General features: G+C 59.4%; 11 protein-coding genes. 1 reads left to right on the plus strand and 10 read right to left on the minus strand.

Annotated elements, in window-relative coordinates:
* Both FRC96_RS07775 and FRC96_RS07780 read right to left on the minus strand, forming a co-directional pair.
* Positions 1-1,350, minus strand: a complete 1,350-nt coding sequence (locus FRC96_RS07775; protein WP_146973938.1) for a hypothetical protein — start codon at positions 1,348-1,350, stop codon at positions 1-3.
* A gap of 1,050 nt (positions 1,351-2,400) precedes the next feature.
* Positions 2,401-3,651 carry a hypothetical protein gene (locus tag FRC96_RS07780; protein WP_146973939.1) on the minus strand — a complete coding sequence of 417 codons (1,251 nt, stop codon included), beginning with the start codon at positions 3,649-3,651 and terminating at the stop codon, positions 2,401-2,403.
* Between the two features lie 121 nt (positions 3,652-3,772).
* Here FRC96_RS07780 and FRC96_RS07785 point away from each other — a divergent pair, with 121 nt between their 5' ends.
* Positions 3,773-4,246 carry a hypothetical protein gene (locus tag FRC96_RS07785; protein WP_146973940.1) on the plus strand — a complete coding sequence of 158 codons (474 nt, stop codon included), beginning with the start codon at positions 3,773-3,775 and terminating at the stop codon, positions 4,244-4,246.
* 138 nt (positions 4,247-4,384) lie between these two features.
* On the opposite strand, the gene FRC96_RS07790 is transcribed toward FRC96_RS07785, so the two are convergent.
* From FRC96_RS07790 to FRC96_RS21915, 8 genes are all read right to left on the minus strand, one after another.
* Entirely contained in the window at positions 4,385-5,635 is a 1,251-nt protein-coding gene (locus tag FRC96_RS07790; RefSeq protein ID WP_146973941.1) for a hypothetical protein, read from the minus strand.
* Positions 5,636-6,590: 955 nt separating this feature from the next.
* Positions 6,591-8,300: a hypothetical protein gene (locus tag FRC96_RS07795; protein ID WP_146973942.1), complete on the minus strand. Its 1,710-nt coding sequence runs from the start codon at positions 8,298-8,300 to the stop codon at positions 6,591-6,593.
* Complete coding sequence (locus tag FRC96_RS07800) at positions 8,297-10,360, minus strand: hypothetical protein (RefSeq protein ID WP_146973943.1); 2,064 nt, start codon at positions 10,358-10,360, stop codon at positions 8,297-8,299. Before FRC96_RS07800 ends, FRC96_RS07795 begins: the two co-directional genes overlap by 4 nt.
* Positions 10,361-10,556: 196 nt before the next feature.
* Entirely contained in the window at positions 10,557-11,435 is an 879-nt protein-coding gene (locus FRC96_RS07805) for a hypothetical protein (RefSeq protein WP_146973944.1), read from the minus strand.
* A 1-nt stretch (position 11,436) separates the two neighbouring features.
* Positions 11,437-14,025 carry a hypothetical protein gene (locus tag FRC96_RS07810; RefSeq protein ID WP_146973945.1) on the minus strand — a complete coding sequence of 863 codons (2,589 nt, stop codon included), beginning with the start codon at positions 14,023-14,025 and terminating at the stop codon, positions 11,437-11,439.
* 213 nt (positions 14,026-14,238) lie between these two features.
* The gene (locus FRC96_RS07815) at positions 14,239-14,712 is read right to left on the minus strand and encodes a hypothetical protein (RefSeq protein ID WP_146973946.1); all 474 of its coding nucleotides are present in this window, start codon (positions 14,710-14,712) and stop codon (positions 14,239-14,241) included.
* Complete coding sequence (locus FRC96_RS07820) at positions 14,709-15,722, minus strand: phage tail tube protein (RefSeq protein WP_146973947.1); 1,014 nt, start codon at positions 15,720-15,722, stop codon at positions 14,709-14,711. The genes FRC96_RS07815 and FRC96_RS07820 overlap by 4 nt, the downstream gene beginning before the upstream one ends.
* Positions 15,723-15,970: 248 nt before the next feature.
* Positions 15,971-16,172, minus strand: a 202-nt coding sequence (locus FRC96_RS21915) for a hypothetical protein (RefSeq protein WP_230469996.1), incomplete at its 5' end; no start/stop codon positions are given.

Raw genomic sequence — 16,172 nt, forward strand, 5'->3', positions numbered from 1 at the left:
TCAAAAGATCCCTGTCATCATGCCACGCCAACCCAGCCAGCTTTCCACATAACCTATAATCTCAGGAAGCGTGCCGAGCTCATGTCGTTGGCATTGCATCAGCACCGGCCAGGCAACGAGATCGTCGGAGAGGTAAGAAGAGCCTAGTTGCAGCACGCCAGGTGGGTTCGCGCCGAGGGAGTGCGAGGCGACGAGATTGCCGTCGAACCAGCAAAACACATCTGCCACACTTGTATTTGCGTCATTCGGCACCCACGCCACGGTCACGTCGAACCAGGTCGTGGGCTCCCACTCGCCGACCTTTCCAATCCCTGACAACTGGACGTCTCGGGTGGGCCCGGAGGCGTCGATCAACTCCAATGAGATCACATCTGTCGACCAGATCGCGCCGCTGTTGTCGGGGTGAATGTTAAAGGGCGCCATAGACAGCGAGACCACCCACGCGGTGTCCGAAAAGAGTCCGTCGCTCGTCGGCGTCATCACCGTCGACTTCGGCGCAGCCGCCGCCACGTGCATGCTGGGGCCCTCAAGGCGAACAAAGATAAAGCCCTGGTCACTGGTCTCCCACTGCGCGCCCTGGGTGTAGCCCTCAACATCATGCCCCAGATCGCTGGCTGGCCACGGCTTGAGCCTACCCCCGGTCAGCAGAGGGGCGGGCGTCATATCACCCACCGCCGGGTCCCGGGCGCCAATCACCACATCGCCTCCCAGCGTCGGGTAGTCCATGCCCGAGGGCATTGTGGCCACCGTGCTGATGGATGAGGTCGTGGAATCCACCGGAGCATCACCACCGAAGCGGCAGGGGGTGAATTCAATCTGCTCCAGGTAACCGTCGTTGTTTGGCGCGCGCACCTCGGTCATCCAGGCAAGCACGTTCGCCGTATCTCCGGTCGGCAAGCGTACGAAACGGCGAGAGGGGTAGGTGTTCGCGCCGTCCTCATAGGTGCCGAGTACCAGCTCCACGGGATCTTCTCCGTCGACGCAAATCATCAAGCACACCTCGATGTTGGAGCCGCGCAGGCGCACCTCGTAGGTCTGTGTGGTGTCCAAGAACGTAATCGTGCGATACGCCCCGAGGTCCGGGCGTCCGGGGCCGTCCGCAAACGTGCACTCCGTGGCCAGGGTGGTCTGGTAGGAGCTGACAGGCTCCTTGCCAAATGTGAGAGCAGTCCACGATGAGCTGGTAAACGCCTCGCCCACATGAATCACCGAGGTGTCTCCAAAGTGGTACGCCCACAGATGCGCGGATTGCTGGTGCTCTCGGTAGGTCAGACCCGAGCGCATGACTTCTCCGAGTGCGGGGCGGTATTGCGTCTCATCGGGCCACAGATCGTGTGTGTAGAGTATCATCAATGCCTCCAGTCTGTTTAAGTCCAAAACAAAGCAGCCGCACTGAAGAAAGTTTTTCTTCAGTGCGGCTGCTTTGCTTGTCGAAGGTTATATTAAGGTTGCGTAACCACGAGTGGTCATCGCACAAAGACACCGAACGTGCGTTATATTGCGAGGCAAAGGGTGGACGACTCCCACCGCGTTTAGGTAGGGTCTGCGAGATCAACGACGATGCCCACGGGGACACACAGGAGCTACTTATGCGCACATTTATAGTATTATTTGCACTCGTTACTCTCACCGCCTGCGGTTCTGGTGAAGAAGTCGAGCAGCGCGACCCTCGTTGCGATTACGAGGATGATCGGGAATGGACGTTGCTTAAAGCCGACGATAACTCTGGCGCGTCGTGTTACGGCTTATACCTACCGGATGACTGTAGTGAGGCAGGCTGCCCAGTCAGATGCGGCGGTTTCCGTCCCGATGAACGTCAGATGGCAGGCGGTTTGGTTGATGTCTTAGCCGCCCCCAACATGACCATTTATGTAGAGTGTGCTGACCAAAGCGGCGAGATGGATCGATTCGCCTGCAAAGAAAGCGCCGTGGTCCTCGTGGGTCCGGAGGGGTGTGCCACATCAAGCTACTTTGTGCCGACGGCACCTAGGGCTCCAAATACCCATTCAGTACCTGGCCCACACAGCAAGGTCTGGAAGGTTTCCGCAGAGTAACCTGCGCATCCGCCACCATATCCCTCCCGCCGTCAAATGGTCCATGTCCGAGGGCGTTGTGTTCACCGTGGCAGCGGGCGTTAAAGCGGAGTCTATTGAGGCATTTTCATCAAAATAACATGGGATGATTGCCACCTGCTTTAAATAGCCGTCGATTTCCGGTGCACACCCCTCAGCGACCCACACCACCACATTCTTGGTTTCGCTCGTGGTGAGCCGCGCGAAATTGTGGGAGGGGAAAGTGTTCGCATCTTTCTCACATAAATACCGAGCAATATTATGGGCGCCTCCCCGAGCTTGGTGCGGTATTGCGACACGTCAAATTATAGGTCGTGTGTACAAAGAATCATGAGGACACCCCCTTAGGAACATTCCAGATTGAGTAGCCAAAAACGTGGAGACGACAAAGCTCACGTTTGGGTACGCGAGTCGACCCATTTTGCTCACCGGGCCTGTCAGATCCCGAGCCATCCAACCACTCTAGCTCAGCTTCTTCGGGGACTGTGATTTCAATACGCCGCGCGTCCCACGGAAGTTCGATCTCCACCAAATCCCAGCATTTGCCGTCGCGAGCGCGAGGGCCGAAGTCGAGCATGCCCTCACGAAAGCACTGCTCAGTGCCATTTAGTCCCGTCGGCTCTATATCACCGGGGAGATTGTGATACTGGCGGTGTTTCATCTCCAGCATATGCGAACCACCCACACAATAGGGCACAAAAACAATCTCGTGTTCCTCGTTGTTCACCAGGATGGTGCCCCGCGCGCCAGCCTGTCGGGCTTCCTCGTAGTCTGCATAAGTCGTGGCCGTGTTCTTATAAATCCCCGCAATCATGATGCGCGCAATACGCCGCTGCGGCACCGCCGGAACAACGGAAGGCGCAGGCAACTCCAGCGTCACCGGACTTTCATCCAGCACCTCAATATGCGGGTGATGCTGCCGGTAGTTTCGATCGGAATACCAATTGGAATAGAGCGGCGCCTGCACGCCCGGCGTGCCCGCCCACAACAGACGCGGGCGCCGCGCCGTGGACTCCATCGACTGACGTATGGATTGAAGCGCTCGCGCGTCGGGAGACTTCCGTGCCTGCAACGCCTCTCGCCGCACGCTCTTCAGTCTCCCGTACTTCTCACGCACCCCGATGCTGCGGAACTGTGCGTAGCTGCACCACACCTTGGCCACGTAGCGGATGTAGCAGGTGCCAGGCTTATCGGCGAGGTTGGACACCGGCGGATAGATGCGCATGACCCGGGGGAGGAACGCCCCCACGTGGTCGGTTACTTGCACGGACTGCGCGTCCCATTCGCCATCGTTGTTGGTTGTGATGAGAGCCGCGCAGGTGACGTGGTTCGCGTCAGGGTTGAACGCGCTGTTACCCACCTCCCCGTAGATAGCATCGGCTGGATTCACGACGACGTGATCAGGCCGGCGGGTCTCCTCAATTTCGTAGCAGTCACCGTCGATGCTCAGCAGGTTCTTGCCCTGCTGCTTGTTCCAATTCCAGAAGCCTGGGTTAAGAACATCTGGCGAGACGTACGAGCGCATCGCAATGACCAGGTAATCCCAGCGTCCGGCTGTGCCCGGATCGGGATGATCCAAGCCAGCGTGGTATACCGAACGCGTATTTTGTTGTTTGGTAAAGGGTGGACGACTCCCCCCGCGTTTAGGTAGGGTCTGCGAGATAAACGACGATGCCCACGTGGACACACAGGAGCTACTTATGCGCATACTCACTGCACTACTGGCACTCGTTACTCTTACCGCCTGCGGTGCCGGTGAAGAAGTCGAGCAGCGCGACCCGCGTTGCGATTATGAGGATGATCGGGAGTGGGTGCCGCTCAAAGCCACGCAATCCGACGTAGCGTGCGTAAACTGGAGCCCATACGACCCATATACCTGCCAAGGGCAGGGTTGCCGCGTTCGATGCGGTGGGGTTACAGCAGATGAACGTCAGGCAGATTATGATGCAGCTACTCTCGATATGAGAACATCCGACTATGTGGATGTTATGGTGAATTGTGGGCAGCCTGATGAGTCAGTTGACCAGTTTTTTTGCAAAGGAAGAGCAAGAGTGCTTATCGGTGAAGGGGGGTGCACTGTAAACACCCAAATGATCCCTATCACTATCTTCGCTTCGGAGACCCACCAACATGTCCCCGGTTATAGCGTGGTCTGGCAGATTTTCGAAGAGTAACTCACATGTGTATATGTTTATTGTTTCTCCTTTTCGTGTAGAGTATTGGAGGCTCAAAGTTATTTTATAAACATTATGGTTCTTTGAGCGCTGGGCGGTATTGCGACATGTCGGGTTATAGGTCGTGTGTATAAAGAATTATGAGGATATCCCCTGAGGAACGTTCCAGATGGAGTAGCCAAGGACGTGGAGGCGACAGATTAATCTGTCCGGACGCTGAGTGCCTGATGAGTCTTCACCGGGCCTGTCGGACCCCGAGCCATCCAGCCATTCTAACTCTGCTTCTTCTGGGATTGTGATTTCAATACGCCGCGCGTCCCACGGAAGTTCGATCTCCACCAAATCCCAGCATTTGCCGTCGCGAGCGTGCGGCCCGAAATCGAGCATGCCCTCGCGGAAGCACTGCTCAGCACCGTTAGGTCCTGCTTCCCCAATATCACTCGGGAAGTTTTGATACTGGCGATGTTTCATTTCCAGCAGATGGGACCCGCCCACACAGTAGGGCACAAACACGATCTCGTGCTCCTCGCCGTTCACCAGGATGGTGCCCTGCGCGCCGGCCTGTCGAGCCTCCTCGTAGTCGGCGTAAGTCGTGGCGGTGTTGCGGTAGAGTCCCGCGATCATGATGCGCGCGATACGCCGCTGCGGTACCGCCGGAACGATCGAAGGCGCAGGCAACTCCAGCGTCACCGGACTTTCATCCAGCACCTCAATATGCGGGTGATGCTGCCGGTAGTTTCGGTCGGAGTACCAGTTGCTGTAGGTCGGCGCCTGCACGCCCGGCGTGCCCGCCCACAACAGGCGCGGACGCCGCGCCGTGGACTCCAGCGACTGACGTATGGATTGAAGCGCTCGCGCGTCGGGAGACTTCCGTGCCTGCAGCGCCTCTCGCCGCACGCTCTCCAGTCTCCCGTATTTCTCCCGTACCCCGATGCTGCGGAACTGTGCGTAGCTGCACCACACCTTGGCCACGTAGCGGATGTAGCTATTGCCATCCTGCCCGGTGAGCTCGGGCACGTGGGGGTAAATGCGCATCACCCGGGGCAAAAACGCCCCGACGTGGTCGACAACCTGCACACCCTGAGCATACCACCGGGGAATCTTGTCGGTGGTGATGAGTGCTGCGCACGTGGTGTGGTTGGCGTCGGGATCAAACTCAGGGCCTCCGCTCTCGCCATAAATGGGATCGGTCTCCTGCACCACGACCTGGTCAGGCCGGCGAGTCTGTTGGATGCCGTATACTTTATCGTCGATGTTTGGCAGGTCCTCCCCCAGCTGCTTATTCCAATTCCACCGGTTCGTATTGAGAACCTCTGGCGAGACGTGCGAGCGCATCGCAATGACCAGGTAATCCCAGCGCCCGGCGGTGCTCGGATCGGGATGATCCAAGCAGGGTGGTCATCGCACAAACCCACCGAACGCGGTTTATGTTGCCAGGCAAAGGGTGGACGACTTCCCCTGAATTTAGGTAGGGTCTGCGCGATCAACGCCGGTACCCACGGGGACACACAGGAGCTATTCATGCGCACTCTCACAGCACTACTCGTACTCGCTACTCTCACGGCCTGCGGTCCCGGCGAAGACGTCGAGCAGCGCGACCCGCGTTGCGATTATGAGGATGATCAAGAATGGACGTTGCTCAGGGCCGACGATAACTCTGGTGCGTCGTGTCGCGGCTTATACCTTCCGGATGAGTGTAGTGACGCAGGCTGTCCTGTTAGATGCGGTGGCTTCCACCCCGATGAACGTCAGGCGGCAGGCGGTCTGGTTGATGTCTTAGCCGCCCCCAACATGACCATTTATGTAGAGTGTGCCGACCAAAGCGGCGAGATGGATCGATTCGCCTGCAAAGAAAGCGCCGTGGTCCTCGTAGGTCCGGAGGGGTGTGCCACATCAAGCTACTTTGTGCCGACGGCACCATGGGACCAAAGTGTTTATGATACCCCTGGCCCACACAGCAAGGTCTGGAAGGTTCCCGCGCAGTAACTTGCGCATTTGCGCTCCCGCCACCAAATTTTTCCAAAACGTTGGGTAGTTTATGCCCGACGGCATCGTGTCAACTGTGTTAGGGGGCGTAGCTGTGAAGTCCACCAAGGTATCTCTACCAAAACGGTACGGGATGACTTCCACCTACTCCAAACAGCCGTCACTTTCCGGTGCGCACTTTTCAGCGACCCACACCACCTCAGTCTTGGTGCAGCCCGTCGTGGTGAGCCGGGCGAAACGTCGGAGGCGAAGGTGTTTGCATCGTCCTCACATAAATGCTTAGCAGCTCCACGGGTAGCCTCCCCGAGCTTGGTGCGGTATTGCGACACGTCAAATTATAGGTCGTGTGTACAAAGAATCATGAGGACACCCCCTGGGGAACGTTCCAGATGGAGTAGCCGAGGATGTGGAGACGGCAGTGCTCACGTTTGGGTACGCGAGTTGACCCATTTTGCTCACCGGGCCTGTCTGATCCGGAGCCATCCAACCATTCCAACTCAGCCTCTGCGGGAATCGTGATTTCAATACGCTGCGCGTCCCACGGAAGTTCGATCTCCACCAAATCCCAGCATTTACCGTCGCGGGCGTGCGGTCCGAAGTCGAGCATGCCCTCGCGGAAGCATTGCTCAGCACCGTTAGGTCCTGCTTCCCCAATATCACTCGGGAAGTTTTGATACTGTCGATGCTTCATTTCCAGCATATGAGACCCGCCTACACAATAGGGCACAAATACGATCTCGTGCTCCTCGCCGTTCACCAGGATCGTGCCCCGCACGCCAGCCTGCCGGGCCTCCTCATAATCCGCGTAAGTCGTGGCCGTGTTCTTGTAAATCCCTGCCATCATAATGCGCGCGACGCGCCTCTGTGGCACCGCCGGAACGATCGAAGGCGCGGGTAATTTCAGCGTTACCGGATTGTCATCGAGCACCTCAATATGGGGGTGATGCTGCCGGTAGTTTCGATCGGAATACCAGTTGCTGTAGGTCGGCGCCTGCACGCCCGGCGTGCCCGCCCACAACAGACGCGGGCGCCGCGCCGTGGACTCCAGCGACTGACGTATGGATTGAAGCGCTCGCGCGTCGGGAGACTTACGTGCCTGCAACGCCTCTCGCCGCACGCTCTTCAGTCTCCCGTACTTCTCACGTACCCCGATGCTGCGGAACTGCGCGTAGCTGCACCACACCTTGGCCACGTAGCGGATGTAGCTATTGCCATCCTGCCCGGTGAGCTCGGGCACGTGGGGGTAGATGCGCATCACGCGGGGTAAAAACGCCCCCGCATGGTCGACGACCTGCACACCCTGAGCATACCACCGGGGAATCTCGTTGGTGGTGATGAGCGCTGCGCACGTGGTGTGGTTGGCGTCGGGGTTGAACGAGTCTTGGGGCAGCGACTCCGCCCAGATCGCAGCCTCCGGCGTCACGACAACCTGGTCCGGCGCGCGTGTCTGCTGGATGCCATGGCAGTCTCCGTCGATGCTCGGTAGGTTCTTGCCCTGCTGCTTGTTCCAATTCCAGTAATTAATACTGAGAACATCTGGCGAGACGTACGAGCGCATCGCAATAACCAGATAATCCCAGCGCCCGGCTGTGCCCACGGACTCCCAGCAGTCCCAGGTGTGGTTTACGCGTTGCCAGACGTGGTCGAATTCGCCGGGCTTGGTGCCTTCGCCGCGTTTCGGGTAGACATCAAACACGCCTCCTTGAGTGGGATTGCTCGCGAAGCAATAGCGTAAACTTACAGGTGATGGGATGCTGATTTTACCATATGGGCCGTGTCCCACCCGGATGTTGAGACTGATTAGAAGCTCGTGCAACCCGGGATTAACATAATAAGGGATCACCATGACGGTGGCCCAGCTCGCAACCGAGGCAAACGCCCGGTGATTCCCATACGCGTTATCATCCACGCCGGATCCGGAGAAAAACGAGTGGGTATGCGACGTTCCACCGTACATATGTAATTGTTCGGCGTTATCGAACATCGTCTGGAGGCTGTACTGGCCATAAGGGCGACCGGGCTGGCGTCCCTCTGTAGACTGAAGACGAAAGTGGCGTTTATTGGTCATGACGTTGTCCAGGAGTCGGGGGAGGGATCAGCGTCCCAATACGTCCAAAGGCGGGTGCGGTTATCGGGTTGCTGCAAGGGGGAGGGTTGGCCGGTAAGGCTATTCCACCAGTCGTTTTCATAATCGCCGAGGTCAGCGAGCTTGAGCACAACACCGCGCCCGTATTCATCGATATATGCGTTCAGTAAATCGGCATCTTCATCTTGCAGCGATGGCGTTAGGGCCACTACCGACGAGTTTACAGATTTTTCTACTTTATATAGTGTTGAGCTGATGGGCTGGTTGTCGCGGTCGTAGAATTGAACCTGGTCACCGATCATAAACATGTTTTCTTCGGGACTCCCCTGCACTTCGACGGCGGGTATCTCAGGCCTATCATTGTAGACCTTCACCACCATCTCCGGCGCCACGACTCGGGGCAACACGTCGTTGCCGTACCAGTTGCTCATCATGAGCTCGACCTCGGCGGTATGCCGCACGCGGTCGAGCCTGATCGCGGTGACCAGGCCGATGAATCGCACATCGTCTTCATCGGGTAGGATGCGCACACCGTCGGGGCCAATGACGCCGGTCTCGGGTCCCCCCTCAACACGCATCCACTCTCCGACCGGGGGAAGCTGTCGATGTTGAGCGGCGCTGAAATCGTCGAGAGGCACCTCCACCGTCATTGTCGGTGCGCGGCTCAGTGCCGACTGCGCTTCCACGAGCAGGAGCGAGACAAAATCACGCCGACCGCGGCTGAACGCCCGGAAGTCAAAACGCCGCTCCGAGCTGGTATAACGCGGCGCCGGATCTGTCGGGGCTCGCCGCCGCCGAACTTCGATCACATCGGGCTCAATGCGCGAGACCACGCCCCCCACCTCCGCCACGTAGGTGGCCTCGACGGCGCGCACCGGGTCGCTGATGTCGATACGCGAGGGGAGCATCGCCAATCGGTGCGCCGGCGTCTCAGAGTCAGCACCGTAGACATCGGCAAGGTCGAAAGGCGTTAGAAAGCGCCGGCGAGCGACGCCCAGCGCTCCGTCAGTGCGCAGGCGTAAGAAGTAGCCCTGGGGAGCGAGCGCCCAGCCTGCAAGCTCGGAGAGGCCCGTTTCCGCATCAATCAGCGAGTGGTCAATCTGCTCGGCAGTTTCTTCAAGCGTGTCGAACTCTTTGATGTTGATCAGGTCGAGCCAGGGTGAGCCATCGTAGGTGACCAACCCACTTTGAATCTTGGGCGACTGCTGAAAAAATCGCAGCCAGTCCCGCACAAGGCCCGGGCCCGTGCGTTGTTCCGTGGTCTGTGTGCCGCCCAGCAATCCGCTTTGATCGTGCGCGTAAACAACCTTTGCGCGTCCGTCGACCACGCGAACGTCGTCATCACTGGCCAGCATCGAAGGGGTGTTAATGACCCCGTTTCCGATAAAAACACCGCCCTGGCCGGGCACGAGCACCACGTCGTCGAGCTCCACCACGGGTAGCCCTGGAGGACTATCGCCAGAGGGCGGCGGGGTAATCGCCTCACCGGTTTCAAGCTGCACGGTGCCGATCCAGCGGCCAGAAGATTGAAGAGCCGCATACACGCGCGCATAGCGGCGCTCGTCGACCAGCCCCTCCAGGGGGCGCATGGGATCGACGGCGGTGATCTCCACCTCGTTTTGCTGCGCGCTGTAGGCCCGGCGCTCGATGAACTGGCGCCATACCCATCGCTCTTCACCACCGACATAGTCGATGATGAGCATCCGCCGCCCGGCCAGCGGCGGCGAGCCGACGTACGCTACGACTTCGGTCGCGTTTTCGAAGGGTAAGGGGAGGCTTGCCATCAGGTTGTATTGCCCACCGCCCAGGGCTGTCACAGCATAGGTGGTCGTCGAGGTGTGAAACTCCGCATGCGGCGGAGCCTCACCAGAGACTCGGTAAACGTACCGCCCCGGTGCGGCGACAAAACCTTCAACGTCGGAGATGCCGGGCAGGGTCCACTGAAACGCCTCGCCATAATCCTGCACCGCGCGCGCCTGCTCGATGGCCTGGCACACGCGCTCAGACGCAACAAAGGTCGCTGTTTGCTGCGAGATGGTCACCGACCCCGTCACCAGGTCAATACCTGTGCTTGGATCGCTCGGAGGCCCCACGAGCTGCGCCATGTCGCCGAGATCCAGATCAGCCGGCACATCACCATAAGTGCCGATAAGCGAGACATTTCCCTTACCCGCTCGCACGCCTTCCAGCACAACGACGCACCCTTTGTTCAATCCTTTGTAGCGTCTCGAAGTCAAGTTAACCCCATGTGTCATTGCCGCCGATCACCCGCATGGCAAACTCGACGTCGTAATACTCTGCGGATCTGCTCGCGCGGCTGATGCAGCTCTCGAACTCATCGGCAAACTGGCTGCCCTGAGGTGACTGCAAGACCTCCCAGCGCGCGGCGGTGCTGATGTCGGTTGGCATGGTCGTGAGATTGTAGGCGGCGTACACCGGCTGGTAGCGGCTGATGCCCCGGTCCCACAGGTCGCAAAATTGATTCTGGGTCCATCCGTTGCCGAGGTTGGCTACGTCGGCATAGGCGGGGATGTTGGCGCGCCCTTCAATCACGTGGGCGGCTCCCACATTGCGATAGGTCACCGAGCGAACACGGTCAGCTCCCCACCGCGTCAGATGCAGTCCCTGTCCACGCCCGCCGCTCACATATTGCTCCGCAATGGTATTGAGCGGGCGCCTGGCTGGAGCCCGAAGGGAGCGCCAACATCCCCCGTAAGGCTCGTCGGGAGAAACAACCCAACCATAGCCGGTGTCGAAGGCGTCTCGAGTTTCAAAGTCCATCCCGAGGAGCTTCGTCAGCGCGGGTGTGGAGCTCGCCGCATCGACGCGAAACGACGCATCGCTGGACAACTGCGTGCCCCACCCCGACAAGAGCACGTCGTTGACAAAAAATCCGAGGGGACTCCAGCCCCATGATTGCCCGGGAAACTCAGCGTCCATCAAGTCAACGATGTGCGAGAACAATGAGGGGTACTCGGCGCCCTCGCACATCGCGTACACACCGGGCTCAACCGTGATCCATGAAGTTGTCCAGTTATCGTCGCGAACGTAAAGTCGCTCACCCCCCATTTCCAGGGGGTAAAAATACGCATCAAAACCTGTATCCAATTGAGTCATATCAACCTCTCAAAGCGCTACCGCCAATGGTGAGTTGCGCAGCACGCTCCAGCTCGCTGGCGACGCGCTGGGTGCTGGCCGTCTGACGCTCGAAGAAGTTGGCGCCCTGGTTGTTGACGTTGATGACGATCTGCTGCCCCTCGCGGTCATACTCGCGAAGGGCCTCCAGATAGGCCTGCGTTTGGTACTCTTTAAGCTGCTGCGGATCGGGTGTGTGTATGGGGCCGCCGCTACTCGAGCCGCCTCCGGTTAGGGCGGAGGACGACGAGCCGGCCGAGGAGCCTCCTCCGCTTCCAGCCCCGGCTGCGACTGCCCCATACATGGTCGCGGCCACCCCGTGAGCGATGGCGCCAGGGATGTTGCCCGTCGCACCGGCTGCTACAGCCGCAGCAGCCTCAAACGCTGCCTGAATGCCCGCCGTCTCTTGCACACCCAGCCCCAGCGCTTCCATCGCGCCCTTGGCTGCTGCCGATCCCGCGGTCAAAGACCCCTCCAGCGCGACAGCGGACTTTTTCCCGGCGTCCCGCAGCGTAAAGAACTCGTCGCTCATGCCGGAGAGTGCATCGACTGTTTCGCCTATACCGCTCACACCCAACGCATCGAAAGCGCCCGCAAGAGAGCCTCCCAGCTTGTCGGCATACTTGAAGTGCTCCTGCAGCGCTTTCCTCGCCTTTTTGCGCTCCTCCTCTGCTTTTGCTCGTTCCTCGTCTGCCTTCTTACGTTCGGAATCTTTGATCTCGGCCAGCGTCTCTTCGTAGCCGATCTCAATGCGCGCATACTCCAGCCTGCGCTCCTCGTCGCTCATGTCCTGCTGTGCGACACGCATCAGGGCCAACTCGCGCTCGGCGCTGGCGCGCTGCAACTCGTCGCGTGTGTTGAGGATTTTTAGCTCTTGATTCGCAAGGTCGATGGCATATTGTTTGGTCTTCGCCTCCTCCTCGGCCTCTTTCTTGCGCTTCTCACGCTGCGCATCCATCTGAGTTGTGGCGACCTCGATAGCCAGTGTCTCTTCGGCGTCGCTGAGGCCGCGGTGCTTGATTTCGGCGATCGAGCGCTTGAGCTCGATACTCTCGCGCTCCTCATCTGTCGTGGCTTGCAGCGCCTCCAACTCCAGATTCATCAGAGCGATGCGCTGCTCGCTCTGCTTACGTTCTTCGGCGGCGCGTTCTCTGCGCTGCCTGGCCAAAGCATCCTGACGATCTGCCTCGCGCTCAGCAGCTTCTTGTTGTCGTTGCTCTGCTTGTTGCTTCAAACGGTCATCAACGCTGGGGGCTTCCGGACCGTAGATTAGGATCTCTGGTGGAGGGTCGCGCATGATTGCCTTGCGCCTCTCTACGATCTTCTCAAGCTCCGCGTTGAACTGCTCCATACCCATCGTGCCATTTTGGCCGAGGATGTGGTTGACCAGCGTGTCCTGGGGCAGGGTCCACAAAGCCTTGAAGCTTGAGACCGGGTTGATCCAGTCGTGCCAGTCCATGCTTTCGCGCAGCTCAGTCGTGGCCTTGTGCCAGTCCTCGCTCCAAGTCGTATCCTTGACCTCGCCCATCAGGCCCGCGCGCTTCTCGCTGAACACGCCCAGCGCTTCGACAGCCTCGTTGATATCGCCTGCGAGACGAGACAATGCGCTTCCGGTGCCATCGGACTGATCGCCAAAACCCATGAGCTGCAATGTAGCTTCAGCAGAGCTTAGAATAAATCCACCGACCGCCTGCCGGACGTCACCGAAGTCATTTTGAAGTTGAGAGAGCCTTTGGACCATTGGGTCAACGCTCTCAGCAGCTCCTAAAGTACGCTCTCGAACAATGTTCATCGCAAGGCTGGCCCGAAGGGCTGAGTCTTCCACCTGCGTCAATTTTTCCGCTTCTTCCTTGCGGAGCAGGTTCATCTCTTTGAGCTTTTTGATGTCGCCGGTCATGGCCTGACCGATGGCCACCGAGACTTTTTCGAGATCGCTTCCGCTATGCTGGGCAGCGTCGAGTACGGTGCCCAGTGAAGCGTAGGCTGATTCGGCATTTCCAGTGATGTTAATCAGGTTGGTAAGGGCCGCGGCCTGGGCCTCATCACCAAACACGGTGCGACTCTGCGCATTTGCGAAGAGTACGTTGGCCTGGCTCATGCGCTGAGCCACCTCTTCTGCCTTGGCGCCGGTAGACTCCAATGAAGAGCGAAGCAGGGCGTCAACAGCAAGTTGCTCCAACTGCTCGCTGACCAAGGTTTTCATGGTGCCAGCGGTGAGATTGTAGATGTCACCAACGACCCCCAAAGTCTTTTTATATCCCTCCCAGGCCTCGACGAAGCCTTTGTTGGCTTTGTCGAGGTCTTTGACCTCGTCTGCCGCCCCTCCGGCTTCGTCGCCCACATTCTTGACGCCTTCCGCTTGAGCCTCGGCAGCGCGCGCGCCGCTCTCCGAGTTTGCCTGGAGATGTTCAAGAGGAGGCGTCAAGGCTGCGGTGGCAGCAGCCGTATGTACCGCGGTACGTTCTAGTTCGTTTGAACTCTGGGAGAGTGCCTTTGTAGCTTCCGTGATCAGGAGGAGCTCTTCGGCCCGCGCCTCGAGCTCCTCCTGAGTTATGTAGACGTTATCTGACATCGCTTCACCTCACTCCAATGCGCTCCAACAACTGACGTTGTTTTTTGCGCTCATAGGATGTGTTGCTTTGTTTGGCCGCACCCAGCGCGCGCCAATAGCGAATCCGTTGCCCCACGGTGGCAACCCAGCGTGGTAGCGCAGTGAGGGGCACGTTTCCGTGCTGCACATACGTAAAGTATGTGGCGACCAACCCGTCGACCTCGCCGTACCCGCTTAGCTGGCAGGCTCCGCGCTCGAATCCTCCGCATCGCTCGCATCTGCAGGGGGGCTCGCAGTAGATTCGCTCGAGGTACTCGTCGAGGATTTTCCCAACGAAGCTGGCAACTCCCCGTGCCGAATGGCGTAGTAAAGATCCAGCTGTTGGGAGCGCGAGAGCGAGTTGAGCACGCGGCTGCGCATCGCTTCGCTTAAGTCCACCCAGGGGTTGCCGCCGACCTCGACGAGATGAGCATCGATCACCGCCATGATCTTCTTAAGCTCGTCCGGGGTCAGAAAGGGATCTTCGCCGCGCTCTTCGCGCTCGCGGCGAGTCGCTTCTACCTCCAGGCCGAAGCGGGCGAGTTCGAGGTAGGTCGCGTGACCCGCGACGTTGTGGCGAATCTCGACGGGTTGGCCTCGCAACTCGAGCGTCATGGAGCGGTCCGCGCCCCCGTTGAGAAGGTGTTCCAGATCGATGGCGTTGTTCATGCAGTCCTCCCAAAACTTAGAGTCAGTTCGTTTTCGCCGGCGTCGGTACCATTGCAGTGGATGGGCACATCGAAGGTCATCGCGCCGTCACCGCCGCGCCCAAACGATCCGAACTGCACCGAAGGTGCCGTGATCGTCAGGGTGTCGCCGTTGCTGTTCTCCAGGCTCACCACAAGCTCAAACGCCGTGCCGGCCTCGATGGCCGGTAGAAGCGTATTGAGAGCCGCCGAACGCCCCTTAAGCGTCATGCTTCCGGTGACGCGGTCCCCGGGAGAACGCTCCAGATGCACATAAGAGAGGGTGGTGTCGGCGGTGGTGCCGTCGCGATCTTCGCGCACCTGCCAGTTGGTGCTGAAGTTCACGCTTTCGACGGGATAGCTGACCGCATCTGCGGTGAGCTCGGCCCCGACCATGATGAAACGGTTTTCCTCACCGCTGTAGACCGCCGGGTTGGCCGGTTTGGGCGTCGTCGACGCTGGGAAGCTCGCGAACTTGCCGGTGAACTCGCCAGAGAGGCGAACCGGCTGTCCCATCTCCAGCGTGAGTGTCGAGTTGCCACGCATGCCGGTGTACACAACCTTTCGAGCGTTCTCGCCATCATGCTCGATGAGGTACTCAACGAAGGTGCAGCTCGGCACCTTCGTCATCGCATCGCCAGTCACGAGGTTGTGCTCGTACGAGGGGGGAGGCCCCACGATGGCTTCTTGCGCCCAGTTGCTGGCGAGCAGCAGGGGGGTGACGGGTAGCGCCGGCGTTCCATCCGGGTCCACGATGCCGGTCAGCGCGATTTCCCAGCTCACCGACGCGCCGCCCTGATACACCTCATGCGAGCGGCCGCTGTGCGTGGCTCGCATGCCGGCATCGGGTACGATTTCGTTGGTGGTGGACGGGTCAAAGCTCAGAAACGCGAGGAACTCGGAGGGATCGCTCCCGCTAAACGCGTCATCTCCATAGCTGGTCTCAGATGCCACTGCCGTCAGGCGATTGACCAGGCTCAGGGTGCCTTCCATAAATCTCCTTGTGGGGCGAACCCCCACGGGTTGATGGTGACGCGTTCGTAAAAGAGCGACGTCACCGGGTTGTGGGCACATGGCCCGGTAGTTGGGAACTCAACGTCGCTATCACCTGCCTTTTGCGTTGCGTCGTCGTGTCGTCCCTTCACTATGAGGGGATATCTGGACATTTGAGCAGGTATCGATCGACGCTCCTCCAGGTTTCATGCGGGTGATCGAGGGTGGGACAGGGGCCAAAACGTCGTCTAATTTTGCGACGACACCGCCTCTTCCAGGAGCTTTGCGGCGCGCATCGTGGCGCGCAGCTCGCGCACCTCTTCTTCGCGCTCCTCAAGGCGGCGCGCGATCCAGCGCGCGCCGTCGGGCATCGCGCGCAGCTCGCGCACGCGGGCGTGGAGGCGCAGCGCGGTGGAGGGTGGTCGCCCCCCGGCGTAGCCCGCCACCCGG

Origin of the sequence: Lujinxingia vulgaris, assembly GCF_007997005.1 — a bacterium.
Taxonomy (GTDB): domain Bacteria; phylum Myxococcota_A; class Bradymonadia; order Bradymonadales; family Bradymonadaceae; genus Lujinxingia.

What these genes read in the sequence shown, in the direction of transcription:
- FRC96_RS07775 (WP_146973938.1), bottom strand. Translation starts at nt 1,350, where the DNA reads ATGATACTCTACACACACGATCTGTGGCCCGATGAGACGCAATACCGC.
- FRC96_RS07785 (WP_146973940.1), top strand. Translation starts at nt 3,773, where the DNA reads ATGCGCATACTCACTGCACTACTGGCACTCGTTACTCTTACCGCCTGC.
- FRC96_RS07795 (WP_146973942.1), bottom strand. Translation starts at nt 8,300, where the DNA reads ATGACCAATAAACGCCACTTTCGTCTTCAGTCTACAGAGGGACGCCAG.
- FRC96_RS07805 (WP_146973944.1), bottom strand. Translation starts at nt 11,435, where the DNA reads ATGACTCAATTGGATACAGGTTTTGATGCGTATTTTTACCCCCTGGAA.
- FRC96_RS07810 (WP_146973945.1), bottom strand. Translation starts at nt 14,025, where the DNA reads ATGTCAGATAACGTCTACATAACTCAGGAGGAGCTCGAGGCGCGGGCC.
- FRC96_RS07815 (WP_146973946.1), bottom strand. Translation starts at nt 14,712, where the DNA reads ATGAACAACGCCATCGATCTGGAACACCTTCTCAACGGGGGCGCGGAC.
- FRC96_RS07820 (WP_146973947.1), bottom strand. Translation starts at nt 15,722, where the DNA reads ATGGAAGGCACCCTGAGCCTGGTCAATCGCCTGACGGCAGTGGCATCT.